The sequence below is a fragment of the Streptomyces sp. NPDC007088 genome (assembly GCF_042869355.1).
Taxonomy (GTDB): domain Bacteria; phylum Actinomycetota; class Actinomycetes; order Streptomycetales; family Streptomycetaceae; genus Streptomyces.
The window spans coordinates 177350-199569 of record NZ_JBIAFO010000009.1 but is presented as its reverse complement, the minus strand read 5'-3'; the positions used below and the strand labels follow the sequence as shown (position 1 = coordinate 199569).

Annotated in this window: 25 protein-coding genes, 1 pseudogene and 1 riboswitch; of the genes and pseudogenes, 16 read left to right on the top strand and 10 right to left on the bottom strand. The window is 73.1% G+C overall.

Annotated features, from left to right (window positions below; all coding sequences use genetic code 11):
- Positions 1-3 precede the first annotated feature (3 nt).
- Positions 4-747: a 4'-phosphopantetheinyl transferase family protein gene (locus ACFYMP_RS16880; protein ID WP_388857275.1), complete on the top strand. Its 744-nt coding sequence runs from the start codon at positions 4-6 to the stop codon at positions 745-747.
- 30 nt (positions 748-777) lie between these two features.
- Here the strand turns inward: ACFYMP_RS16880 and ACFYMP_RS16875 are convergent, their stop codons facing one another.
- The gene (locus ACFYMP_RS16875; RefSeq protein WP_388857272.1) at positions 778-1782 is read right to left on the bottom strand and encodes a helix-turn-helix domain-containing protein; all 1005 of its coding nucleotides are present in this window, start codon (positions 1780-1782) and stop codon (positions 778-780) included.
- A gap of 177 nt (positions 1783-1959) precedes the next feature.
- Between ACFYMP_RS16875 and ACFYMP_RS16870 the strand changes: the two genes are divergently transcribed.
- The 3 genes from ACFYMP_RS16870 (at position 1960) to ACFYMP_RS16860 (ending at position 4022) form a co-directional block, all read left to right on the top strand.
- Complete coding sequence (locus tag ACFYMP_RS16870) at positions 1960-2295, top strand: hypothetical protein (protein WP_388857269.1); 336 nt, start codon at positions 1960-1962, stop codon at positions 2293-2295.
- A 148-nt stretch (positions 2296-2443) separates the two neighbouring features.
- Positions 2444-2644 (top strand): hypothetical protein, encoded by a 201-nt coding sequence (locus ACFYMP_RS16865; RefSeq protein ID WP_388857266.1) that lies wholly within the window; start codon positions 2444-2446, stop codon positions 2642-2644.
- A 190-nt stretch (positions 2645-2834) separates the two neighbouring features.
- Positions 2835-4022 (top strand): MFS transporter, encoded by a 1188-nt coding sequence (locus ACFYMP_RS16860; protein WP_388857263.1) that lies wholly within the window; start codon positions 2835-2837, stop codon positions 4020-4022.
- Between the two features lie 259 nt (positions 4023-4281).
- Here ACFYMP_RS16860 and ACFYMP_RS16855 read toward each other — a convergent pair.
- The 3 genes and pseudogenes from ACFYMP_RS16855 to ACFYMP_RS16845 form a co-directional block, all read right to left on the bottom strand.
- A pseudogene (locus tag ACFYMP_RS16855) lies at positions 4282-4405 on the bottom strand (IS110 family transposase); the annotation flags it as partial.
- Positions 4406-4637: 232 nt separating this feature from the next.
- A complete protein-coding gene (locus tag ACFYMP_RS16850; protein ID WP_388857260.1) occupies positions 4638-4793 on the bottom strand; it encodes a hypothetical protein in 156 nt (51 codons plus the stop codon).
- Between the two features lie 246 nt (positions 4794-5039).
- Positions 5040-5939 (bottom strand): LLM class F420-dependent oxidoreductase, encoded by a 900-nt coding sequence (locus tag ACFYMP_RS16845; protein WP_388857257.1) that lies wholly within the window; start codon positions 5937-5939, stop codon positions 5040-5042.
- 344 nt (positions 5940-6283) lie between these two features.
- Between ACFYMP_RS16845 and ACFYMP_RS16840 the strand changes: the two genes are divergently transcribed.
- A complete protein-coding gene (locus ACFYMP_RS16840; RefSeq protein WP_388857254.1) occupies positions 6284-6721 on the top strand; it encodes an ATP-binding protein in 438 nt (145 codons plus the stop codon).
- A 246-nt stretch (positions 6722-6967) separates the two neighbouring features.
- On the opposite strand, the gene ACFYMP_RS16835 is transcribed toward ACFYMP_RS16840, so the two are convergent.
- The 4 genes from ACFYMP_RS16835 to ACFYMP_RS16820 all read right to left on the bottom strand — a co-directional run bounded on the left by ACFYMP_RS16835 (position 6968) and on the right by ACFYMP_RS16820 (position 10023).
- A complete protein-coding gene (locus tag ACFYMP_RS16835; protein ID WP_388857251.1) occupies positions 6968-7447 on the bottom strand; it encodes a C40 family peptidase in 480 nt (159 codons plus the stop codon).
- 3 nt (positions 7448-7450) lie between these two features.
- A riboswitch (cyclic di-AMP (ydaO/yuaA leader) is annotated at positions 7451-7645 on the bottom strand.
- 448 nt (positions 7646-8093) lie between these two features.
- Entirely contained in the window at positions 8094-8408 is a 315-nt protein-coding gene (locus tag ACFYMP_RS16830) for a hypothetical protein (RefSeq protein ID WP_388857248.1), read from the bottom strand.
- Between the two features lie 7 nt (positions 8409-8415).
- A complete protein-coding gene (locus ACFYMP_RS16825; protein ID WP_388857245.1) occupies positions 8416-9048 on the bottom strand; it encodes an ATP-dependent Clp protease proteolytic subunit in 633 nt (210 codons plus the stop codon).
- 219 nt (positions 9049-9267) lie between these two features.
- The gene (locus tag ACFYMP_RS16820; RefSeq protein WP_388857242.1) at positions 9268-10023 is read right to left on the bottom strand and encodes a hypothetical protein; all 756 of its coding nucleotides are present in this window, start codon (positions 10021-10023) and stop codon (positions 9268-9270) included.
- A 1079-nt stretch (positions 10024-11102) separates the two neighbouring features.
- Between ACFYMP_RS16820 and ACFYMP_RS16815 the strand changes: the two genes are divergently transcribed.
- From ACFYMP_RS16815 to ACFYMP_RS16780, 8 genes are all read left to right on the top strand, one after another.
- Complete coding sequence (locus tag ACFYMP_RS16815; RefSeq protein WP_388857239.1) at positions 11103-12299, top strand: Rieske 2Fe-2S domain-containing protein; 1197 nt, start codon at positions 11103-11105, stop codon at positions 12297-12299.
- A 32-nt stretch (positions 12300-12331) separates the two neighbouring features.
- Entirely contained in the window at positions 12332-12619 is a 288-nt protein-coding gene (locus ACFYMP_RS16810; RefSeq protein WP_388857236.1) for a type II toxin-antitoxin system Phd/YefM family antitoxin, read from the top strand.
- Positions 12620-12991: 372 nt separating this feature from the next.
- Positions 12992-13294, top strand: coding sequence for an urease subunit gamma (locus ACFYMP_RS16805; RefSeq protein ID WP_388857233.1), 303 nt, complete (start codon positions 12992-12994; stop codon positions 13292-13294).
- A 9-nt stretch (positions 13295-13303) separates the two neighbouring features.
- Positions 13304-13663 carry an urease subunit beta gene (locus ACFYMP_RS16800; RefSeq protein ID WP_388857230.1) on the top strand — a complete coding sequence of 120 codons (360 nt, stop codon included), beginning with the start codon at positions 13304-13306 and terminating at the stop codon, positions 13661-13663.
- A complete protein-coding gene (locus ACFYMP_RS16795) occupies positions 13656-15398 on the top strand; it encodes an urease subunit alpha (protein WP_388857227.1) in 1743 nt (580 codons plus the stop codon). Before ACFYMP_RS16800 ends, ACFYMP_RS16795 begins: the two co-directional genes overlap by 8 nt.
- A 76-nt stretch (positions 15399-15474) precedes the next feature.
- Complete coding sequence (locus ACFYMP_RS16790) at positions 15475-16149, top strand: urease accessory protein UreF (protein ID WP_388857224.1); 675 nt, start codon at positions 15475-15477, stop codon at positions 16147-16149.
- Between the two features lie 59 nt (positions 16150-16208).
- Complete coding sequence (ureG, locus tag ACFYMP_RS16785; protein ID WP_388857221.1) at positions 16209-16892, top strand: urease accessory protein UreG; 684 nt, start codon at positions 16209-16211, stop codon at positions 16890-16892.
- Positions 16889-17704 carry an urease accessory protein UreD gene (locus ACFYMP_RS16780; protein ID WP_388857218.1) on the top strand — a complete coding sequence of 272 codons (816 nt, stop codon included), beginning with the start codon at positions 16889-16891 and terminating at the stop codon, positions 17702-17704. The genes ureG and ACFYMP_RS16780 overlap by 4 nt, the downstream gene beginning before the upstream one ends.
- Positions 17705-17726: 22 nt before the next feature.
- On the opposite strand, the gene ACFYMP_RS16775 is transcribed toward ACFYMP_RS16780, so the two are convergent.
- The gene (locus ACFYMP_RS16775; RefSeq protein WP_388857215.1) at positions 17727-17990 is read right to left on the bottom strand and encodes a DUF4190 domain-containing protein; all 264 of its coding nucleotides are present in this window, start codon (positions 17988-17990) and stop codon (positions 17727-17729) included.
- Positions 17991-18569: 579 nt separating this feature from the next.
- On the opposite strand from ACFYMP_RS16775, the gene ACFYMP_RS16770 reads away from it, so the two are divergent.
- Entirely contained in the window at positions 18570-20117 is a 1548-nt protein-coding gene (locus ACFYMP_RS16770) for a hypothetical protein (protein WP_388857212.1), read from the top strand.
- A 140-nt stretch (positions 20118-20257) separates the two neighbouring features.
- Positions 20258-20623 carry a hypothetical protein gene (locus ACFYMP_RS16765; protein ID WP_388857209.1) on the top strand — a complete coding sequence of 122 codons (366 nt, stop codon included), beginning with the start codon at positions 20258-20260 and terminating at the stop codon, positions 20621-20623.
- A 95-nt stretch (positions 20624-20718) separates the two neighbouring features.
- Here the strand turns inward: ACFYMP_RS16765 and ACFYMP_RS16760 are convergent, their stop codons facing one another.
- Positions 20719-21231, bottom strand: a complete 513-nt coding sequence (locus tag ACFYMP_RS16760) for a DUF3592 domain-containing protein (RefSeq protein WP_388857206.1) — start codon at positions 21229-21231, stop codon at positions 20719-20721.
- A 383-nt stretch (positions 21232-21614) separates the two neighbouring features.
- On the opposite strand from ACFYMP_RS16760, the gene ACFYMP_RS16755 reads away from it, so the two are divergent.
- Positions 21615-22130 carry an SSI family serine proteinase inhibitor gene (locus ACFYMP_RS16755; protein WP_388857203.1) on the top strand — a complete coding sequence of 172 codons (516 nt, stop codon included), beginning with the start codon at positions 21615-21617 and terminating at the stop codon, positions 22128-22130.
- Positions 22131-22220 lie beyond the last annotated feature (90 nt).

Below are 22220 nucleotides of genomic sequence, written 5' to 3'. Positions count from 1 at the left end.
ATCATGTCCACGACACTGCTGTCCCACGAGACCACCACCGGCCCCGCCCCCACCGCCCTGCTCGCCCCGCGGCTCTACCGCCCCGACCACCTGGCCGAACTCGTCCGACCCTCCGAGGGCCCGCGGTTGTGGCTGGTGAACCTGGCCGCGGGGGCCGCCGAGCCCGACCCGACGGCCCTGCTCGACGCCGGGGAACGGGCCAGGGCGACGGCCTTCCGTTCGCCCCTGGACCGAGCCCACTTCATGGCCTCGCACTGCGCGCTGCGCCGCATCCTCGGCGCCCACCTGGGGCGGGCACCCGAGGACGTGCGGCTCTCGCAGGCCGACTGCCCGGTGTGCGACGCAGGCCACGGCCGACCGGCCGTCGAGGGCAGCTCACTGCAGTTCTCGCTGTCCCGGCGGGCCGGTTACTGCCTGATCGCCCTGGCCCGAACGCCGGTGGGCGTGGACCTGGAGGCCCATCCGGCGCTGGAGGTGGCCGACGAACTCGCCGGCTCGCTGCACCCCCGCGAGCAGGTCCTCCTCGAACAGGCTCCGCCCGAGCGGCGGGCGGCCGTCTTCGCTCGTGTCTGGGCGCGCAAGGAGGCCTACCTCAAGGGCCTGGGCACCGGGCTCGCCATGGGTGCCGCCCACGTCTACGTGGCGGAGGGTGCCCAGGTGCCGGACTGGAGTCTGTACGACGTGGCCGCTCCCAGCGGCCTGGCCGCCGCCCTCGCGGTCAAGGAGCCGGCTACCGCGGGCACCTGAGCCGAGGGCGACTCCCAGACCGCGGCGGGCTCACTCCTCGCCGGTCAGCCAGCCCTTGGCCACGGCCCGGGACCCCGCCTGGAAGCGGCTGCGCGCACCGAGCTTCTCCATCAAGTCCGCGGCGATGCGACGGGCCGTGCGGGGTGAGACGCCGAGGCGCTTGGCGACAGCATCGTCGGTGAGACCCTGCCCCAGGAGGCGGAGCGCCTCCGACTCCTGCGGGGACAGGCCACGTTCGTTCTCCCGCTCGCGAGAGGAGGTGCCGCCCAGGGGGGCAGCGCTGTCCCAGATGGTCTCGAAAAGTGCGCACAGGGCCGTGACGGTGCCACTCCCACTGAGCACGAGCGCGCCGGCGCGACTGTTCTCCTCGTCGGTCGGGACGATCGCGATTCGCCGATCCAGGACCATCAGCCGGATCGGCAGGGACGGGGTCGTACGGACCTCGCCGTTGAGTTCGGCGAGCCAGTTCGCGTAGGCCACGGTCGTCGGGCTGTTGCGCACGCTGTCGAGGTAGAGGGTGCGCATCCGGACACCACGCTCCAGGAGTGTCTGGTCCTGGGGCTTCGCCGCCTGCATGCTGGCCTTGCTCTGCGCTCCCCCGGGAGCGAGCGTCATGACCTCGGTGCGGACGTCGCGGACCAGGAGCGAGATCCGTTCCCTGATCTCCTCGATGCCGTCGAGTCGTTCGATGCCGTCGATTTGCTTGTGGGGCCGGGCGACGGTGAAATCCGCCGCCAGTTGCGCGGCGGCGAGGCGAATCTGCTCAATCCGCTGCTGTTCGGCCGCCAGGCGCTCCTGCTGGCGGGCGATGACGGCCTGGATGCCGACCTCCGGGTCCACCGCCCGGAAGCAGTGCGGCTGATCGAACACGGACCGCACCAGGGCCAGTTCGCTCAGCTTGTCCAGGGCCTGACGCAGGTCGGCCTCGGACAGGCCGAGTCTCTCGCGGAGCTCTTCGTACTCGGCCTGTGGGTTCGCCAGGACAGCGCGGTACACGGTCTCGCAGACGCCGTCCAACCCCAGTGCTTCCAGCATATTCGCCTTCCCCCGGCTGATGATCAAGACAAATCAGAGCATGATCCGTCGGTAGTCTGCTACGAACGCGCGGACCCCCGGGACGTCTACTGGGTAATGTGGCCGGATTCGGCAATGGCATAAAGAGTCCCGTATGGACCGCTGTTGCACCTTCTGTGCTTGCGGAAGGCTGGAGTCATGCGTTTGGTCCACGTCCGCATTCGGCTTCCCGGCACTCCTGACGCCCCGGAGTCCCTCAGGGCCGCGTTTCTCTCCCATGCGGCCCCCGAGGACAAAGTCGGTCACATCAGCGTCCACCTCGGCGACAGGGGTGAGCTGACGGTCGGGTTCTTCGTCAGCGCGGCGACCGTGTACGCGGCGGAGACCGTCGCGTACACGGCGGCACTCCGGGCGCTCGGCAGCGAGCCCGCGCTCGAACACGGCTACATCACAAGCTATTCGGCGGCGCTGGTGCCAGCCCTGTTCGACTGGATGCTCCAGGAGCCGGAGGAGGGGGGCCGGAGGACGGAATAGGCGAAGGCCGGTTGAGGTCAACCCGCGGCTCTAGGCGGCGGCTTTCGAGCAGGCAAGACTTGTCCATGTCAGCAGGAACGAGCCCAAGCGACACGCGGGGCACCAAAGCTGACACCTCCCCGTCTTCCACTCGTAGAAGGAGTTCGCCATGTCTGGAATGAGCCTGCGTCTCGCCGCGAAGTTCGCCGCCACTCTCGCGCTCGTCACCCTCCCCGCTTTCAGCGTCGTCGAACTCACCACCCACGCGAGCGCCCCGGCCGCCTCCGTCGTCAGCGCCACCACGAACGACGAGGCCGTCGAGCAGATCCCCACCCCGACCACGTCCAAGGACACCACCGGGTGGGACTAGTACCTCGCCCTACACGGCGGCCTGCACCTGAAAGGGCCCAGATCGGCGGCGCCACCTACCTTTCCACCCCTTCCACGCAACCCAGTTGCTCCGACACCCGAGGAGATGAGGACCCCCAGTGGCGGATGACACCTGTGTCCTGAGGGCGGAACGTGCCGCGACCAGACCCGCGTACAGGGACGGGACCGTGATGCGGTGGCTCGCCGCCTACACCCTCTCCATCCTCGGTGACAGCATCTACTTCATGGCCCTGGGGTGGGCGGCCAACCGCGTAGCCGGTCCCGCGGAAGTCGGGTTCATCGTGGCCTCCGGCGCAGTTCCCAGAGCCCTGCTCATGCTCGGTGGGGGAGTGATCGCAGACCGCTTCGGGCCACGCAGAGTCGTCATCGGCAGTGACGCAGTACGTTTCGTCGTCATTGCGGCCGCGGCCGCGGCGCTCGCACTCACGCCTGGCCACGTCTGGCTGCTCATCACCGTCGCTCTTGTCTTCGGTGCCGTGGACGCCCTGTTCATGCCTGCTGTGGGGGCGCTCCCGCCTCGGATCTCCACGCCGGACCAACTGGCCCGAATCCAGGGCATGCGGGCACTCGCAGTCCGCGGCGGCAACACCATGGGCCCGCCGCTCGCTGGTTTCGCCATGGGCGTCAGCGGGCCGGAAGCGGCCTTCGCGCTCGCCGGCGTCCTGTTCGGCGTGTCGCTCCTGCTCCTCCTGACCGTCCGCTCGCGGCCTCTGGAGCAGAACCGGGACCACCATGCACCGCCCGGCGAGAACACCGCCCGTCGCGACCTCATCGAAGGTCTCATCTTCATCCGCCGCCACACGCTGATTGGTCCGCTGGTGCTCGCAGCCGCCCTCAGCGAGCTGGGATTCGCCGGGCCTCTCAACATCGGCTTCGTCTTCCTCACTTCGGAACACGATTGGGGTGCCGCAGGAATGGGGTGGATCGTCGCTGGATTCGGGGTGGGAGCGGCAGCCAGCGCCCTCGTGCTCGCCGTCCTGGGACGCCTGCCGAAGGCGGGTTACGTGCTGATCACCACTACCCTGGTGACTTCCGCCTGCATCGCGCTGTTTCCCGTCGTCCCGGAGTTGGGTCTCACGGTGGCCCTCGCCGCCCTCGCTGGACTGATGGGCGGGATCGCCGGAGGGCTGGCGCAGGCCCTCATTCAGACGGCCACAGATCATGCCTACCTGGGGCGAGTCACAGCGGTGACCAGCTTGGCGGCGCTCGGACTCGCCCCGTTGACCTTTCCGGCCTTCGGCGCTCTCGTCAGCTACGGCGGTGTCGACATGGCCTTCCGCGCTGGTGGCGTCCTCAGCGCAATCGGTATGTTCGTGTGCCTCGCGTCCTCCACGGTGCGCAAGGCCGAGCTCGCCTGAGAAGGTTTCCGCTTTCCGGTCGTGATCGCCGTCCTGACCCCGACGCCCGGAGCCGGCGTCAGGACCACTGCGTGCTGCTGACCACCGCCGGCGACGGCACAGCCTCCCCACCGCAACCCGCCTCCCCCCTCCTAGGCCGGCCTCGCCCCCACCACAAAGCCTCGGGCACCCCGATCCACGGCGAACACTCCCCCCGAGGCGGGAACCGGCAGCTCAACAGGGCGTGATCTCCTCTGCCTTCGCCTGCCAGTCCGACCAACACCTCCCGCGTTCTCGGCTCGGTGTCGGGCAGCGGCTTGTCGAAGGCCTTCCCCCCCGGTTGAGGTGAGCCCGTGGCCGTTACGGGCAGGCTTGCCGACGTCCAGGCCGAGGAACGCGCCCACGACTTCGCTGTCGAACCTCGCGCCCCGTGGGGACGGTGACGACCTTCTCGATCATGTCCCTGGCCGCGCACGGGACATGATGGAGGCGGCCGTTGCCTGGCTGTCCTTTTCCCCGGAGGCCGAGAAGACGACCGGACCGGCGATCTGGATCAGTGGGTCCGGCGATGGCTGCGGTAGGGCGAGCCACTCGGAGAAGAGGGTGACGCCGCCCCGGGCTGGTCGACCGGGTACATCAGCGATACGGCGCTTCCTTCGCGAGGGCCCCGTCTCCCGCGAGGACGTGCCGGACGTCGCCGTCGGAGGGCACCCGGCTGACGGTGATCTCCTCCTCGCCGGACGTGTCAGGGCCGGTGGCAGGACAGAGCACGACGTGGGGCTCGGCGAGCATGCGCGGGAAGCTCCGTGGCTGGTCGTGCCCGACGACCAGCCACGGATAACCGGTGTCGTCGTGCGGCAGGCGGTGATGCGGTGCGCGGCCAGAGCACGCGTGGCGCTGTCCCGGTCCGGGACAGCCGCGGACCGGGACCGGGGGAGGGGCGCCGGGCCGGACACCGTCCGCTCCGCTCGCACTTCGTCTGCGGTACACCGTGTCCCGTGCGGCGCACGGTGTACCACTCCGGCTTCCCGCGAGGGATCAGCGCGTCGCGGCCCCCTCGCGGCGCCGCAGCTCGGCCAGGACGGGTGCGAAGGTCTCCATGAAGGGGTCGAGCACGGTGAAGTACGAGAAGCCGTACCGCTTCCGGTGTGCCTGGAGCCGGTCCGCTATCTCCTCCACCGTCCCGAACGCGAGGATCGGCACCTCCAGCAGCTCCTCGGCGCTGAGGTGCGGCATGTGCGCGCGCCACTCCTCGGCCGTCCGCTCGCGGTCCTCGGTGACGACGACGGACTGGAGCAGCAGGTTCAGCTCGGCGGGCCGCGGACGTTCGGCCGCGACGCGCTGGTAAACCGCGACGCGTTCCTCCAGCTGGTCCGCCGTGAGCGGCTGCGGAGTGCCCTCCGGCGTCGTGCGCCCCCCGCTGAACGCCACGATGTCCGCGTGGCGGGCTGCCAGCCGCAGCACCCGGTCGCCGTTGCCGCCGACCAGCAGCGTGGGCCGGGGCCGCTGCACCGCGGCGGGCTGGTGCTCGGCGGAGCCGAACAGTCGCTCCAGTTCCTTCACCGTGTCGCGGAGGTGGTCGACCCGCTCCCGCGCGGACCCCCACGGGAGGCCGGCCGCCTCGTGCTCGCTCTGGACGTATCCGGTGCCCAGGCCCAGTTCCAGCCGGCCCCCGCTGAGCGCGTCGACCGTCGCCGCCTCCCGGGCGAGCAGGGCCGGATTCCAGAATCCCGCGTTGAGCACGAAGGTGCCGATCCGTACGCGCTCGGTCGCCCCGGCCGCCGCGGTCAGCGCCGGGAAGGGCGCCATCATGCCCAGGTGGTCCGCGACGAGCACGGTGTCGTATCCCAGTTCCTCAGCTCTGCGGCACTTCTTTCCCCACTCCGCCCCTTCCGCGGGGCTGATCATGTTGACCCCGAACCGGAATGCCTCGGTCATGACGTCTCCTGTGTCTCGCTGGTCTCGTCCGTCACTTCATTCACGTCGATGCGCTCCGGAGAAGCAAGAGGCGTTCGCTCAGGGCCAGATGGGGAGGGGGCCGGGTGCCGGGGCCGCGCCCGCGAGGCCGGGCCGTCACTGTGCGTACCGGGCCTGGGGTACGGCAATCCGCTCGGCCGTAGCAGGGTTCACCGCTTCGGGCGACAGAACCCCGCAGATCCTGCGGGATCGATCGGCACGCGCGCCTCGGCGGTGGCAGTCTGGCGCACAGTAAGGGCCCGGCCCCTCGGCGTCATTCCGCGACGACTCGTCTTACCGGGCCCTGCGGGAAGGGACAGGCCGCCATGGCAGATCATCAGGAAGCCTCGGTCACGCTGCCGAGCGATCCGGCCTCGGTTCCGGAGGCCCGCAGACAGGTCGGAGCCCTCCTCGCCGCATGGGGACTGCCCGCCGGCTCCGAGTCGGCCGAGACGATCAGGCTGATCGTCTCGGAACTCGCCACGAACGCCGTCCAGCACACCGGTGGGCAGTCACCCATCTTCACGGTGGACCTCGTGCTGGAACGCGACGAACGGCTCCATATCGGGGTGACCGACAGCCACCCCCGCTGGCCGCGGCGGCTGCCGGCCGCCGTCCAGCAGGACAATGGGCGCGGTCTGGTCATCATCCGCTGGCTCGCGGCGGAGTGCGGCGGGCGGCTGTCGGTCGTCCCCACCGAGGAGGGCGGGAAGACCGTCCGGGTCGAACTCCCGTGGGAGGCGGGGGCGGCCGTACTCGACTGATCGGCCACCCCCGGCCCCGCCTCGGTGAAAAAACGTTCTGCCCACCCGGCCCGCACACTCCGTAGCGGCCGCGGGCGCCCGGGGCGCGGCGGCGGGCGTAGGGGAGGCGGCGGCGGACGCACCGGAAGGCGATGGGCGTACCGGGTGCGAGCGCCCGACGGGCCGTCACGACCTGTCCGCCGGGTGCGAGCACCCGACGGACGTCACGACCCGCCGCCGCTGAGGCGCCGCGCCCGCCGCCTCACCTCACCGCACGCGGCCGTAACTGACCGACCTCGTCCAGATCCGTTCGAGTTTGACGACGTCTCCCGTCTTGGGGGCGTGCCACACCTTGTTGGCCCCCGCGTAGATCCCCACGTGGTACACGCTGCCTCCGGACCGGAAGAAGACCAGATCGCCCTTGCTGCGGTGGCCCGCGGAGATGTGCCGGGTCTTGTTGTACTGCGCCTGGGCGGTGCGCGGCAGGGATTTCCCCGCCTTCTTGAAGGAGTAGAGAGTCAGTCCCGAGCAGTCGAAGCGGTGGGGGCCCGCGGCGCCCCAGCCGTAGGGCGAACCCTTCTTGGAGGCCGCGATCTTGAGCGCCTTGGCGTGGACTCCCGCGGTGGCGGCCTGGGCCTCCGTGGCGCCGCCCGGCAGGGTCAGGGTGCCGCCCACGGCGGCGAGGGTGAGGGCCGAGGCGGTGCCGGCCCTGGTCAGCAGAACGGGAACTCGATTCCGCACAGACATGCGTAACCCTTCGTCAACCGCCTGTGAAGGATGACCTGTCGGGTTCGGGCCGGCGAAGATGCCCGGCCGCGGTCGCGGCTTCACCCCAAGGACCGGCGCGCTTCACGCGCACCGACCCGCCGTGCTGGGTCCTCCACTCCCGCCGATCCATATGTCGACCGGCATCCGGACGGCGGCGGGACTCGGCGTCCGCCCGGACCGCCCCGCCGCTGCGACGGGGGCTTGTCGTCGTGAAGGATCTTGACGCACGAAGAGGCCGGAATCCGAGCTAAATCGTACCTATGTGAGGTTCCTCACCCTTGTGGTGTTCGGGTGAGCAGCCCCCGCGCGGCGCCTTCCGTCGAGCGTCGACGAGCGCCCGACGAGCGTCCGACCAGCGGTGCGGTCGCCCTCGGCGGTGCGGAGGCGGACGCGGAGCGCAAGTCGGCGCCGGGCCCCGCCGGGCTGTGGGTACGCCGTTGGTGGGTACCTCATTTGGTAGGTTTGCGCCGCGTCACGGACCGGGGCGGTCGCGAAGTGCACATCCCCAAGCGCGCCCCGCACCTTTTCTGTCACCGGCGCACAGGGCGGTCACCGGCGCGAACGACGGCACCCACGGCACCCACGGGGCGGAGGAGCGCGCGCAGTACCCGCGCCCCGCGGGCCTCTACGGTTCGGGAGCCTCCTGCGGCGGCAGGGCCACCCGGGCGGTACGGCGCTCTCCGTCGAGGACGCGCAGCGCCTGTTCGAGGGTGCGCGCGTGCAGTTCCGTCTCGCCGCGCGCGTGCATGCGGGCGAGTGCGTCGCGCAGGCTCACCGCTCGGGCGACGAGCGCCTGCGCCGCCCGCAGCGCGGCGTACGTGTCGCCGCCCCGGCCGGGGTTGGCGCGGCCGAGCAGGTCGGCGGCGGCCAGGTAACTGTCGATCAGTTCGCCCTCGGCCCGGGTGAGGGCGGGCAGGGGCGGCAGTTCCGGCGGCAGCATCGCGTCCTCACTGTGTCCAGGCGCCCGGCAGGGGGCCCCGGTCGCCCAGTACGGCGTCCACGATCCCGTACGCGCGCGCCTCGGTGGCGGTCAGTACCTTGTCCCGTTCGATGTCCGCGCCGACGTCCCGTGGATCGCGGCCCGTGTGCCGGGCGAGCAGTCGCTCCGTCAGCTCGCGCGTCCGCTGGAGTTCGGCGGCCTGGATCTCCAGGTCGCTCGGCTGCCCCTGGGCGGGCTCGCTCAGGGCGGGCTGGCCGATCACGATCCGGGCGCCGGGCAGCGCCGCCCGTTTCCCCGGGGTTCCGGCCGCCAGGAGCACGGCGCCCACCGAGGCGGCCTGGCCGAGGCAGTACGTCGACACGTCGCAGCCGAGGAAGCGCACGGTGTCGTACACGGCGGTCATGGCGGTGAAGGTGCCGCCCGGGCAGTTGAGGTAGAGGGAGATGTCCTGGTCGGGCGCGGCATGCTCCAGGTACATGAGCTGGGCCACGAGGTCGCCGGCCGCGGTGTCGTCGAGCGGGGTGCCGAGAAACACGATCCGATTCTCCAGCAGCTTCGCGTACGGGTCCAGGGTGCGATGCCCGGAGCTGGTGCGTTCGGTGAACTCGGGCAGGACGTAACGAGCGGACGGACGGATCACGGCACACGTCTCCTCTGCGAGGCGTCCTGTAGAAAACGTACAGGACGTACATAAATGTGGAAGTGAGCATGGCTCAGGGGACGGCCCGGGGCAACGGCCGGGGCCCCCGTTTCGCTCTCGGCGAGAAGCGGCGGGGGCCCGGGGGAGGCGGGAGACGGTGTGAACGCCCTGTCAGATGACGGATGGGGAGGGTGTCGGCGAGGGCGTGGTCTGCCCGGTTCAGGTGTTGCTGTACAGGTCCACGAAGGGCTGGGCCGAGTCGAGGCCGTCGTGCCCGAAGGGCGCGTCGAAGCTCCAGACCAGGAACAGCAGGAAGACGATCAGGGCGCTGAACGTCGTCGCGAGCAGCAGTTCGCGGGCCGAACGACGGATCTGCAGGGTGTACATGAGCCCCAGGGTGACCACGGCGCCGGCCACGAGACCGAACCACACGGTGCCGGGAAGGGTGGTGCCGGCGTTCTCCAGACGCTGGTGGCGTGCGTCGTCGGCGGCGGCGACCTGATCGAGCAGGGGCTGGTACGCCTGGGCCTGGAGTTCGTCGGCCGGGGTGTGGCGGGCGATGTCGGTACGGATCTGCCGCAGGAGGTCCCCGCCCTCGCTGCCCGGTTCCCGGTCCGCCTCCATGGCGCGCCACTCCGAGGTCACGGTGTGCCGGGCGTAGGTGTCGATGTGCTCGCGCACCTGGGCGCGGAAGTCCGCGGGGTAGACGTCAAGCCGCTGGTCGATCTCGTAGAGCGCCTGGGCCTCACGCTGCACGGTGTCGTCGGCCGCGTTCCTGGCCTCCCACACCCCGGCGATCGCCAGGCCCAGCACGATGGCGTAGACGACGCCGACCATCATCACGAGGTATTCGAGGACGTCCGGGGTCTCGGAGGTGTCCTCATCGACCACGCGTCGGTTCCGCATCAGTGTGGCGGCGACGACCAGGGTGCAGACCAGGACCGAGGCCAGGGTGTAGATCAGCCATTCGGGCACAGCGGGACTCCAAGAAAGCCGGCGAGAGGTGAGGGGCGGGGGCGGGCGGGGGTCAACCGCGCCCGCGGCGGCGGGAACCGGGCCGCAGGGCGGCAGCCGCCAGGATCGCGGGGCACATGATCACGACGGTCGTGGTGACGGTCGACAGCGTCGCCGGCGGTGGACGTCGTGAACCGCCCACGTAATGGGGGCGCGGCACCCAGTGGAAGGCCGCGGGTGCCTGTGGGGGCGGGGCCGGGGCCGGGCTCGGCGGCGGGGGAGCGGGCCGGCGGGGGCGCGGGGCGGGCGGCTCGGGCCTCAGAGGGACCGGCGCCGCCGCGGCCGGGCTCGGGGAGGGGGCCGGGCGGGGGGCGGGTGCGGTGACGGACGGTGGGGGAGGGGAGGGCCGCGGCGCGGTCGCGGAAGGGCTCGGCGAGGGAGTCGGCGAGGGGGAGGGGGTGGGGCTGGGTGGAGGGGGAGTCGGTGAAGGCGAGGGGGAAGGGGGCGGCGGTGGCGGGGGCGGTGGGGTGGGATGGGTGACGCCGATCTCCACCCATGCCTCACCCGCGCACACCACGAGATGGCCTCCCGCCGGACCGTGCTCGATGAGCACGGACGTACCGGAGTGATGGGGCACCGGGCAGAGCACGGCCGCGGCCGCTATGCCCGCGGTGATCCAGCCGCTCACAGGCCCTCCTCGTCACACGTCGTTCCGGCGGCGTGTTCGCCGCGCTCGCCGTACCACCCGCCCCGTGTCAACGGGCGCCGCCCGTAGGGCTGGTGGCGGTACCGGCGACAGGAGCAACGACCGAGGGGGGAGGGGGACACGGTGTGGTGCGGCCCGGTACGGTCCGGAGCCCGCCGGTGCGGTACCGGTCATCCGCCCCGGCCCGCGCGTACCGGGACATACCACGTACAACCGGCGCGGAATATCGGGTCCTTCTCGCTCAATTCGTGCTTCCTCGACGGGAATTCGAACCCCGGCCGACGAACCGCCCCGCCGTGTGGTTTGACCCCTCCCAGGGGTGAGAGCGGCCGCGCGCGGAGGGGCCCCGGACGCGGCCGGGCAGCCTTCCCGCAACCGACGTGAGGGAGAAGACGTGGGACTGTGGCGTGCGCGCGCACGAGGAATCACCGAGGGGCCGACCCCGGCCGACCGGGCGGGCCGGCCCGCCCTGCCGTATCCGAGCGGCTGGTCCGCACTGGCCTTCTCGGACGAACTCCCGGCCCGCAAGGTGCTGACGAGGCCGCTCGCCGGTGAGGACGTCGTGCTGTACCGGCTGCCGACCGGGGCTCTGCGGGCGGTGCGCCCCTACTGCCCGCATCTGGGGGCGCACCTCGGCCTCGCCGAGGTGGAAGGGGAGGATCTGGTCTGCCCCTTCCACCTCTTCGCCTTCGGCCCCGACGGGACGTGCGTGCGCACGGGGTACGGCACCGCGCCGCCCCGGTCCCCGCTCGACACGCTCCCGGTGTGCGAGGTCAACGGCGCGGTGTTCGTGTGGCGCCACCACGACGGCCGGGCACCGGACTGGACGATCCCCGCGTGGCATGTGATCGGCGGCCGCCCGGCCCGGCACACCACCTGGGAGCTGTGCGGCCAGGTGCAGGAAGTGATCGAGAACTCGGTGGACGTCGGGCACTTCGCCACCCTGCACGGCTGGAAGAAGGCGGAGACCGGCAAACCCGTCGTCTACGACGGGGCGAGGTTCCACGTGTCCCTGGTCGCGCACGAGTCGGCGCCGCTGCTCGGGGACTTCACGGTCGAGGTGGAGGTCGACGGCTACGGGCTGGGTTGTCTGCACGCCGACGCCTACACGCCCCGCCTCGGCCTGCGGATGTGCACGACGGTGATGCCGACCGCGATCGGCCCCCACCGGATGCAGTTCCGCCAGCTCAACCGGCTGGAGTTCGCCGAACCCGGCTTCCTGCCGGGCCCGGCCGCCCGTCTGGTGAGCCGGACCGCCGAGCGGCTGCTCGGCCGCGCCGTCTTCCGGGCGAGCTGCGAGTTCACCGCCGCCGACTTCCCCGTCTGGAACCACAAGCAGTACCGCAAGCCGCCCCGCCTCGCCCACGGCGACGGGCCCATCGGGGCCTTCCGGCAGTGGGCCCGCGGCTTCTACCCCGCACCGGCGGAGCGCGAGGAGGGCCCCGGCCGGACCGCGGAGGCCGACCGGCACCGCACGCCCGGCGCCCCCGCTTCCCCGCACGCGCACGAGGCCGTGCGCCACCCGCGTCAGGCCCCCGCTCCCGCCCGCCACACCCACGCCAACCCCGGATCGCGCAAGGACACTTTCTGAGCGGCCGGTGAGCCGTCGGTAAAGTGGGGGGCATGGCCCACGAGATTCCGGTGACGCAAGCCCGCGCCGAGCTGGCCGACCTGATCAACCGGGTCGTCTACGGTGACGAGCGGGTGGTCCTCACCCGCCACGGAAAGCCCCTCGTCGCCCTCGTCTCCGCCGCCGACCTGGAGCGGCTCGAAGCGCTCGCCGGGGCCGGGGAGAGCGAGGAGCGGTCCGTCGCAGGCTCCGTCGCCCCTGTGCGTCCGGCCTCCCCAGCCCCCGCCGCACCGCACCGCTTCGGCATCGCGGCCCAGTACCGGGGACCGGGCGCGAGCTGACCGCGTCCCCGGCCCTGCCCGTATACGAGCCGGCGCTCGTGGCCGGGAGAGCCGGCCGGGGGCGCAGCGGCCCGGCCCAGGCGGCGGTCCCGGTGCCGGGCGAGCCGGCGTGAGCTGAGGCGGTGCCTCCCGCCGACGCCACGTCAGGCGGCCTCGCGCACCGCGCCCGCGCCGGTCGCGCGGGCCCGCGACCTCGGGGGCGGCAGTTAACGCAGCCGAAACCCCGCGCGATTAGCCTCGGCCCGGCGCCACCGGATCAGCCTCTGTCCGGCGCCCCCGGACGCCGTACGGCGACCGCTCGGGCGCCGCTCCTGCCGGTACGCGCCAGAGCCCGGCCGCCCCGGCCGGAGCGAGGACCGGAAGGCGGTACGCGTGCACCTGACCCCGCACGAACAGGAACGGCTGCTCATCCACGTCGCGGCCGACGTGGCGCGGCGGCGCCGGGACAGGGGCCTGAAGCTCAACCATCCCGAGGCGGTCGCCCTCATCACCTCGCACCTCCTCGAAGGCGCGCGGGACGGCCGGACCGTCGCCGAACTCATGGCCTCGGGGCGCACGGTCCTCAGCCGCGAGGACGTCATGGACGGCATCCCCGAGATGATCCACGACGTGCAGGTCGAGGCGACCTTCCCGGACGGCACCAAACTCGTCACGGTCCACGACCCGATCGTCTGAGGAGGCAGCGTGATTCCCGGAGAGATCCTGTACGCCGAGGAGCCCGTCGCCCTCAACGAAGGGCGCGAGGTCACCGTACTGACCGTGCTCAACGCCGCCGACCGGCCCGTCCAGGTCGGTTCCCACTACCACTTCGCCGAGGCCAACCCCGGCCTGCGGTTCGACCGCGCCGCCGCTCACGGCACCCGCCTGCACATCGCCGCCGGCACGGCCGTGCGCTTCGAACCCGGCATCCCCGTCGAGGTCGCCCTCGTCCCGCTGGCCGGAGCGCGCCGCGTCCCTGGGCTGCGCGGACAGACGGCGGGCCCGCTCGATCCCGCGCCCACCGGCGAGACGGCCGCCCCCACGGACGGAGCCGCACATGCCTGAGTACGACCCGCGCGCCGCCCGCCTCTCGCGCGCCGCCTACGCCGACCTCTTCGGCCCCACGACCGGCGACCGAATCCGGCTCGCCGACACCGCGCTGACCATCGAGATCGAGGAGGACCGCTGCGGCGGCCCCGGCCGCTCCGGCGACGAGGCCGTGTTCGGCGGCGGCAAGGTCATCCGCGAGTCCATGGGCCAGTCCCCGGCCGCCCGCGCCGAAGGCACCCCCGACACGGTCGTCACCGGGGCCGTCGTCCTCGACCACTGGGGCGTCGTCAAGGCCGACGTCGGCATCCGGGACGGCCGTGTCGTCGCGCTCGGCAAGGCCGGGAACCCCGAAACCATGGACGGCGTCCACCCCGGCCTCGTGATCGGTCCGGAGACCGAGATCATCGCCGGGAACGGCAAGATCCTCACCGCGGGCGGCATCGACACCCACGTCCACTTCATCTCGCCCGGACTCGTCGACGAGGCGCTCGCCTCCGGCGTGACCACCCTCGTGGGCGGCGGCACCGGACCGGCCGAGGGCACCAAGGCCACCACCATCACCCCCGGCCGCTGGCATCTGGCCCGCATGTTCGAGGCGATGGAGAACAGCCCCGTCAACATCGGCTTCCTCGGCAAGGGCAACACCACCTCGAAACGCTCGATGCGCGACCAACTGCGCGCCGGAGCGGTCGGGTTCAAGATCCACGAGGACTGGGGCTCCACCCCCGCCGTGCTCGACGCCTGCCTCGACGTGTGCGAGGAGTCCGGCGCCCAGCTCGCGATCCACACCGACACCCTCAACGAGGCCGGATTCGTCGGTGACACCTTCGCCGCCATCAACGGCCGCACCGTACACGCCTTCCACGTCGAGGGGGCCGGAGGCGGGCACGCCCCCGACATGATCACCGCCGTGTCGCTGCCCCACATGCTGCCCAGCTCCACCAACCCGACCCGCCCGCACACCGTCAACACCGTCGAGGAGCACCTCGACATGCTGATGGTCTGCCACCACCTCAACGCGGCCGTCCCCGAGGACCTGGCCTTCGCCGAATCGCGTATCCGGCCCTCGACGATCGCCGCCGAGGACATCCTGCACGACCTCGGCGCCATCTCGATCATGTCCTCGGACTCCCAGGCCATGGGCCGCGTCGGCGAGGTGATCCTGCGCACCTGGCAGACCGCGCACGTCATGAGGAACCGGCGCGGACCGCTGCCGGGCGACACCCGGGCCGACAACCTGCGCGCCCGCCGCTACGTCGCCAAGTACACGATCAACGCGGCGATCGCGCAGGGCCTCGCCGCCGAGATCGGCTCGGTGGAACCCGGCAAGCTCGCCGACCTCGTGCTGTGGGAGCCCGCCTTCTTCGGCGTCAGCCCGCATCTGGTCGTCAAGGGAGGGCAGATCGCCTACGCGCAGATGGGCGACGCCAACGCCTCCATCCCCACCCCGCAGCCCGTCCTGCCCCGGCCCATGTTCGGCGCCCTCGGCAAGGCGCCCGCCGCACTGTCCCTGAACTTCGTCACCCAGGCCGCCCTGGACGACGGCCTGCCCGAACGGCTCGGTCTCAGCCGTGCGTTCACCGCCATCACGTCCACCCGGGGGCTGGGCAAGGCCGATATGCGGCTCAACGACGCGCTGCCCCACGTCGAGGTCGCGCCCGACAGCTTCGCCGTCACCATCGACGGCGAACTCGTCGAGCCCGCGCCCGTCGCGGAACTGCCCATGGCCCAGCGCTACTTCCTGTTCTGAGCCGCCCGCGCGCGGTGGGACCCGTGCTCCGCCGCCCCACTCTCCGTCCGTCCACCCCGTCCGGGAGGTGACCCGAATGACCCGCGCCGCACTGCTCGTTCTCGCCGACGGCCGCCTCCCCGCCGGGGGCCACGCCCACTCGGGGGGCGCCGAGGAGGCCGTCAACTCCGGTCGCCTCACCGGCCCGGAGGAGCTGGAGAGTTTCTGCCGGGGCCGGCTGCACACCACCGGCCGCGTCGCCGCGAGCCTCGCCGCGAGCGCGGCCCTCGGCCTCGACCCGCTCGCCCTCGACGCCGCGGCCGACGCGCGCACCCCCTCACCCGCCCTGCGCACCGCCGCCCGCCGCCTCGGCAGGCAACTGCTGCGCGCCGCGCGCGCGGCCTGGCCGCACCCCGAACTCGAAGCCCTGGCGCGGGCCCGGCCGCGCGGGGCGCACCAGCCGGTCGTCCTCGGCCTGACCGCGCGCGCCTCGGGCCTGGGGCCCGAGGACGCCGCGTACGCCTGCCTCTACGAGACGGTGGGCGGACCGGCCACCGCGACCGTCCGGCTGCTGAGCCTTGACCCGCTCGACGCCACCGCCCTGCTCGCCCGGCTGGCCCCCGAACTCGACCGGCTCGCCGCCGAGTCCGTCGAACACGCCCACCGGGCCCGCGCCGAGGGCACCGACGCGCTGCCCGCCCACTCGGCGCCGCTGCTGGAGATCGGCGCCGAACACCACGCGGCCCGCACAGCCCGCCTCTTCGCCTCCTGAGCCCCCGGCCGCCCCGCGCCGCCGAACGACCCCGACGCATCCCCGACTGGAGCCGCCCCGTGCACCTCGACCACTCCCCCTCCGGCCCCGCCGCCGTCAGCGCCGACGCCCACCGACCCGACGGCAGCAGGCGGGCGCTGCGCATCGGCCTCGGCGGGCCCGTCGGCTCGGGGAAGACCGCGACGGTCGCCGCCCTGTGCCGGGAACTGCGCGCCGAACTCTCCCTGGCCGTCGTCACCAACGACATCTACACCCGGGAGGACGCCGAGTTCCTGCTGCGCGAGGCGGTCCTGCCGCCCGAGCGGATCACCGCCGTCGAGACCGGGGCCTGCCCGCACACCGCGATCCGCGACGACATCTCCGCCAACCTCGAAGCGGTCGAGGACCTGGAGGACACGAGTGGGCCGCTCGACCTGATCCTCGTCGAGTCCGGCGGGGACAACCTCACCGCGACCTTCTCCCGGGGGCTGGTCGACGCGCAGGTCTTCGTCATCGACGTGGCCGGCGGCGACGACATCCCGCGCAAGGGCGGCCCCGGTGTCACCACCGCCGACCTCCTCGTCGTCAACAAGACCGACCTCGCCCCGTACGTGGGCTCCGACCTCGACCGGATGGCCGCCGACGCGGCCGCCCAGCGCGGTGAACTCCCCGTGATCCTCCAGTCCCTGCGCACCGGCGACGGCGTCAAGCCGGTCGCCGACTGGGTCCGCGGCCAGTACGCCGCCTGGCGGGGCCGGGCATGACGGGGGAGCCGGCCCCGCCAGGGGAGCGGTACCCCGGTGTCGTCGCCACCGCCCGGATCATCGCCGCCGCCGACGGCCGCGGCGGCACCGAACTGCCCCTGCTCAGCGGCGAGGGCCCGCTCGCCCTGCGCAGGACCAGGGCCACCGACGGCGGGGCGCGGGTCCTCACGGTCGGGGCGATGAGCGGCCCGCTGGGCGGCGACCACTTCACCGTTCGCGCGCGGGTCGGCCCCGGGGCCCGGCTCACCGTCGGCTCCGTCGCCGCGACCCTCGCCCTGCCCGGCCAGACGAAGGGACACTCCCGCTACGACGTACGCCTCGACGTCGCCGACCGGGCGGAACTGCGCTGGCTGCCTGAGCAGTTGATCGCCGCGAAGGGCAGCGACCTGCGTGTCTCGACCCGGGTCCGGCTGGAGCGCGGGGCGCGCCTCGTCCTGCGGGAGGAGCAGGTCCTCGGGCGCAGCGCGGAGGAACCGGGCCGGCTCACCAGCCGCCTCACGGTGCACCACGACGGGAGCGCCCTGTTCGACCAGGAGACGCACTGCGGACCCGGGGCGCCCGGCGGCTGGGACGGCCCCGCCGTACTGGCCGGCCTGCGGAGCATCGGACAACTCCTCGTCGTGTCGCCCGAGTTCGAGGGCCACCCGGTGGCGGCGCGGCGACTCGGCCCGTACGCCGCTGTCATGCCGCTCGCGGGACCGGCCGCGCTGGTCACCGCCCTGGCCCCCGACGCACTGCGCCTGCGCCGGCTTCTCGACGAAGCGGCGCAGGCGCTGGGGGCGGCTCCCCGTGGGGGAGAAGTGCCGCGGTGAGAACCGGCGGCACCCGGGGGCGTCATGCGCCCACGTACAGTCCGAACCCGCTCACGAACATCATGACGACCGCGAACACGACGTCGACGACGCCGAGGATCAGTCCGGCCTTGGCCATTCCGTTGCGGCTCGCCTGCTTCAGCGCGAGGTAGCCGAAGACGATGGCGAGGATACCCAGGATGATGCCGAGGAAGAACAGCCCGACGATGCCGAGGACCAGCGACGCGATGGCCATCCCGCCCGCGTTGCCACGGGCCCGAGACGAACTCCCGCTGTACCCAGTCATGTGAACTCCTTCGTCCAGAGGCGGCTGAGCCGTCCTTCGGTTGTGTACACGCCGAGTTACCCGAAGCCGCGTACTCATGCATCGCCCTGTGAAGCACGTGGGAGACCCTCGCGGGGCGCGCGCGGGAGACTTCGCGGGGTCGTGCGGCGGTGAACGGTGCTTCGTGATGCGGGCGTTGAGACCGGAGGCGCACGGTAGGGGAGAGGCGGTCCCCGCCGTCGCCGCGCACGCGCCGAGGGTTCGGCGGGTGGTTCCTGGTGGTAAGTCACTCCTGACACCTTTCGGGTGGTCATCAGGGGAGGCGGGCGCTCACGAGGCGTCCGGGGACGACTGGGGGTCGTGATGCCGGGGGAGAACACCAACGCGCCGCGGGGCGGGGAGTACGGACAGCGCACGGGCGGGGAGGGCGCCGCTTCCGGGCCGCCGCCCTCCTGGCCGGGGCGGCCGGAGGAACCGGGCGGCGCCGGGGCGGGCCCGGCCCCCCGGGCCGCGGCCCCCTCCGACGGTGTGCACGGCGGGACGGGCGAGGTGGGCGGGCCAGGTTCCGCCGCGCCCGCGCCCCCCGCGTACCCGCCGAGCGTGCCGCCGGGCCCGCCGGCGCCCGCCCGACCGTTGCGCGCCCTCGCGGTGGGGCTGCTCAACCTCAGTGGTCTCGGGCTCGGTTACGCGCTCCTGCGGGCGTGGGCCGCTCTCGTCGTGTGCTGGATCGCCACCGGCGTCCTGCTGGTGCTCGCCCTGCCCGCCGACGCCGACGGGGTGCCGGGCACCCTGGTCGCCGGCTACCTCCTCGTCCTTCTCGCCGCCGCGACGCACGGAGCGGTCAAGGGGCTGCGCACGCCCCTGTCCTGGCCGCCCTCGGCCGCGGTGGCGCTCGCCCTGGCCCTCGCGCTGCTCGTCGTCCCGGTCGGCGGGACCCTGCTCTACGACCAGGCGCGGGAGGAGGCGCACCACGCCGCGGTCGAACGCGTGCTGCTGGGCCGCCTCGACGCGGCCGACGCGACCGTCGAGAGCCTGCGGGGGCTCCCCTTCGCCGCGAGTGAGCCGCGCTTGCGCCAAGCCCTCGGTGAGTACCGCGAACTGGCGGAGAAGCACCCGGAGTCGGCCGCCGCGGCCCGCGTGCCGAACCGGCTGCGCGCCTACTACGAGGCCGTGGGCGAGCCCTACGCCCAGAAGAAGTACTGCGAGGCCCTCGCTCCGCTGAAGTACCTGCGCACGGTGCCCGCCACCCTGGGCGAGAAGCGTGTCGGCCCGCTCGCCGACTGGCCCGAGGAGCGGCTGCCGACCGCGCTGTACGAGTGCGGGGCCGCCGCCGTCGGCAGGACCAGCACGGGATACGACGCACCGCGCGCCCCGTTCGGCGAACTGCTCGCGGACTTTCCCCGGACCCCCCAGGCGGCGCGGGTCGAACCGGCTCTGCGCCGCTCGATCTCGGCCGCCGTCAAGGACATCGCGGACGATCCGTGCGAGGCCACCGACCGGCTGGGGCTCCTCGCCGCACAGGCCGCCGCGCTCGAAGACGGCCCCGGGGCGGTGGCGGCGGCCCTCGGTGAGGACGCCGACCGGGCACGCGGGGAGATCCCGGGCGGCGCCTACGCCTGTGGGGTGGACGCCTACCGGGACAAGGACTTCGACACCGCCGGGGAACGGCTCACCGACTTCGTCGACACGTACAAGAAGGACCGGCGCGTTGCCCTGGCGAAGAAGATCGTGACGGCGGCCGAGATCGCCGAGGAGGAACCGGCGGCCGGCCGCAAGCTCCCCACCCTCGCCTCCGGCGGCTCCATCTCCGTGACCCTGACCAACGACAGCCCCGACCCGGTCGAGGTCCTGTACACCGGACCGGTCACCGGCCGGGTCACCCTCGCCGCCTGCCACGGCTGCGAGCGCTACGACTGGGCCGACACCCTCTCCCCGTCCTTCAAGCCGTGCTCGGCGGGCCGCGACTACCCCAAGCGGACGATCAGCCTCCCCGCCGGGACGACGTACTTCCTGCACAAGCCGCTGGGCGGGGGAGCGCCCTCCCGCCCCGGCACCGACACCGCGAAGCTCCGGCCGAACTACCTGTACACCGAATGCGCCTACGTCACCCGGGGGCTCGGCATCAATCCCTCGGACATCGCCGGCTGACCGGCGACCCGCGCGGAGGGCGGGCACGGACGCCGGCGGTCCGTCCCGCCCCGGGCACACCGGACCACGCGTACGGGCTCGTTCACACGGCTGGGGAGCACGCCGGTGCGGACGGCCGCGAACGGTAATACGGTACGAAAATGACTGATTCCGCACAGGACGCGACCAGGCCGCCCAGCGACGCCGACCTGGCCAGGGAGGCCGTCGACGTCTACCTGAGCCGGCGGCTCTCCGAGTGGGACGGGCAGCTCGGCGCGGCCACCGAGGGCACCAACGAGTACGAGGAGACGCTCGGCTACCGCACGGCCGAGGAGGCCCGGCTGCGTGCCTGGCGCACGACCGGCCACCTGGACGCGGACCTGGCCTTCGCCGTGGACGAACGGGCGCGGGCCGACGTGAAGATGGGGGCCCTGGACCCCCACCGCAGGGAGGCGGTGCACCGCGGCCTGATCGCCCTGGGCTGGGACCCCGAGGGCGGAACCGGGGCGCGGGTGACGGGAGGCTGATCCCGGGCTCCCGGCGCCGCCGTGGAAAGGGACCGGCCGGCCGGGGCGGTCCCTTTCACCACCCCGCCTCCCGCACCCGTCACACCCGTCGGCGCTCAGAACCCGTCGAGGCCGTCGAGGCCGTCGGGCGCGTCGGACCCGCCGAAGCCGTCATGCCCGCCGAATCCCAGCGAGGCGAAGTAGAGGCCGAGCGCGGTGAACACGATGAGGAAGGCGATCAGGAACACGGTGCCCACCCTGCCGCCCGGACCGGAGTCCACGCATACGGCGCGCTCCGGATGGTCGGCCGGGTAGCGGACGGGCACGACGTCCCCCCTGACCCGTTTCCCCGACGTCTCCTCGAAACGGACCCGCCTGCCGTCCGCGGCGGAGAACTCCAGCAGCGCCCGCCGCTCGGTCCTGGTCGCCGTGTCGGTCTCCGAGAAGCCCGCGTTCTCCCGCCGCGTCACATAAGTGTCCACCACCGTCGCCTCCGCCCTCCGCCCTGTGGCCAGAGTCCTGCGGCGGCGGCTCAGGCTCACCAGGACGCCGATGATCCCGCCCGCGCCGAGAGCGGCGAAGAGCCCCCCGAGCAAGCCGAAGACAAGCCCGAACCCGTCGTCTTCCATCGATGCCCCCCATTCGCGCCGCCCTCAGCGGCCGGCTGCCCAGGGAGACGTCCCGGGGAACACGGAGGTTCCGCGGGGAGCGGTCCCGGCTCGCGGGTGACCGGGCCGAGACCGCTTTGGAGTGCTCAGCCGCCCCTTCCCGCCCCCAGGACGCGGTCCGCGGCGCGCGGCGCGGGCCCCGCCGTCTCCAGGCCGTACCGCGTCGCCCGGATGCGGAGCGCGAGCGGGTCCGGCGGCCGCGCTCCCGGCCCGGTGCACCCCGTCCGGCCGCGCTCCGTTCACTCGTCCGGGCGACCTGCCCGGCGCGTCGCACGGGCTGAGGGCGACATCCGGGGATGCCGTGGGAGACCCCTGCCCCGTGTACGTACCCGAGAGGTTCCGGTATGCGTCTCGTCACGGTCCTCGCGGCGGCCCTCACGGCCGCCGCCACCGCCCTGCCGGCCCAGGCGGCGCCCCCGCCGCCCCCGGCGCAGCGCCCCGCACTCCAGCGCCCCGCGCCCGGCGGCCCGCACGACACCGTCCTGCCCGGCGGCCCGCGGGCCGAGCGGGGACCCGAGGACGGGCCGTGGCGCCCGCAGGGGCCGGACCTGCCCGCCCACGGGCTCACCCTGGTCGTCACGGACGAGGCGGTCACCTGGGTGCGTACGGTGAGCCTGAACTGCGCCGCGACACCGCCCGACGGCTCGCATCCGCACCCGGGTCGGGCCTGCGCGGATCTCGCCGCGGCCGAGGGAGAGCCGGACCGGCTCCCCGGCACACCGCGCGGATGCGACCGCCGCTGGGCGCCCGTCACCGCCACCGCGTACGGCAGCTACCGGGGGCGGCCCGTGAACTGGCGGCGCACCTACGCCAACCGCTGCGTGCTCCAGTCGCAGACCGGCGCCGTCTTCCGGTTCTGACCCCCACCGGTCGCGCCACCCGGTACAGCCCCCGGCGGAACGCTCACGGCTCCGGCCCCTTCCACGGGGCCGGAGCCGTGAGCGACGGTG

Coding starts and splice junctions, on each gene's coding strand:
- ACFYMP_RS16880 (WP_388857275.1), top strand. CDS start 4: ATGTCCACGACACTGCTGTCCCACGAGACCACCACCGGCCCCGCCCCC.
- ACFYMP_RS16875 (WP_388857272.1), bottom strand. CDS start 1,782: ATGCTGGAAGCACTGGGGTTGGACGGCGTCTGCGAGACCGTGTACCGC.
- ACFYMP_RS16870 (WP_388857269.1), top strand. CDS start 1,960: ATGCGTTTGGTCCACGTCCGCATTCGGCTTCCCGGCACTCCTGACGCC.
- ACFYMP_RS16865 (WP_388857266.1), top strand. CDS start 2,444: ATGTCTGGAATGAGCCTGCGTCTCGCCGCGAAGTTCGCCGCCACTCTC.
- ACFYMP_RS16860 (WP_388857263.1), top strand. CDS start 2,835: ATGCGGTGGCTCGCCGCCTACACCCTCTCCATCCTCGGTGACAGCATC.
- ACFYMP_RS16850 (WP_388857260.1), bottom strand. CDS start 4,793: ATGCTCGCCGAGCCCCACGTCGTGCTCTGTCCTGCCACCGGCCCTGAC.
- ACFYMP_RS16845 (WP_388857257.1), bottom strand. CDS start 5,939: ATGACCGAGGCATTCCGGTTCGGGGTCAACATGATCAGCCCCGCGGAA.
- ACFYMP_RS16840 (WP_388857254.1), top strand. CDS start 6,284: ATGGCAGATCATCAGGAAGCCTCGGTCACGCTGCCGAGCGATCCGGCC.
- ACFYMP_RS16835 (WP_388857251.1), bottom strand. CDS start 7,447: ATGTCTGTGCGGAATCGAGTTCCCGTTCTGCTGACCAGGGCCGGCACC.
- ACFYMP_RS16830 (WP_388857248.1), bottom strand. CDS start 8,408: ATGCTGCCGCCGGAACTGCCGCCCCTGCCCGCCCTCACCCGGGCCGAG.
- ACFYMP_RS16810 (WP_388857236.1), top strand. CDS start 12,332: ATGGCCCACGAGATTCCGGTGACGCAAGCCCGCGCCGAGCTGGCCGAC.
- ACFYMP_RS16795 (WP_388857227.1), top strand. CDS start 13,656: ATGCCTGAGTACGACCCGCGCGCCGCCCGCCTCTCGCGCGCCGCCTAC.
- ACFYMP_RS16790 (WP_388857224.1), top strand. CDS start 15,475: ATGACCCGCGCCGCACTGCTCGTTCTCGCCGACGGCCGCCTCCCCGCC.
- ACFYMP_RS16780 (WP_388857218.1), top strand. CDS start 16,889: ATGACGGGGGAGCCGGCCCCGCCAGGGGAGCGGTACCCCGGTGTCGTC.
- ACFYMP_RS16775 (WP_388857215.1), bottom strand. CDS start 17,990: ATGACTGGGTACAGCGGGAGTTCGTCTCGGGCCCGTGGCAACGCGGGC.
- ACFYMP_RS16765 (WP_388857209.1), top strand. CDS start 20,258: ATGACTGATTCCGCACAGGACGCGACCAGGCCGCCCAGCGACGCCGAC.
- ACFYMP_RS16760 (WP_388857206.1), bottom strand. CDS start 21,231: ATGGAAGACGACGGGTTCGGGCTTGTCTTCGGCTTGCTCGGGGGGCTC.
- ACFYMP_RS16755 (WP_388857203.1), top strand. CDS start 21,615: ATGCGTCTCGTCACGGTCCTCGCGGCGGCCCTCACGGCCGCCGCCACC.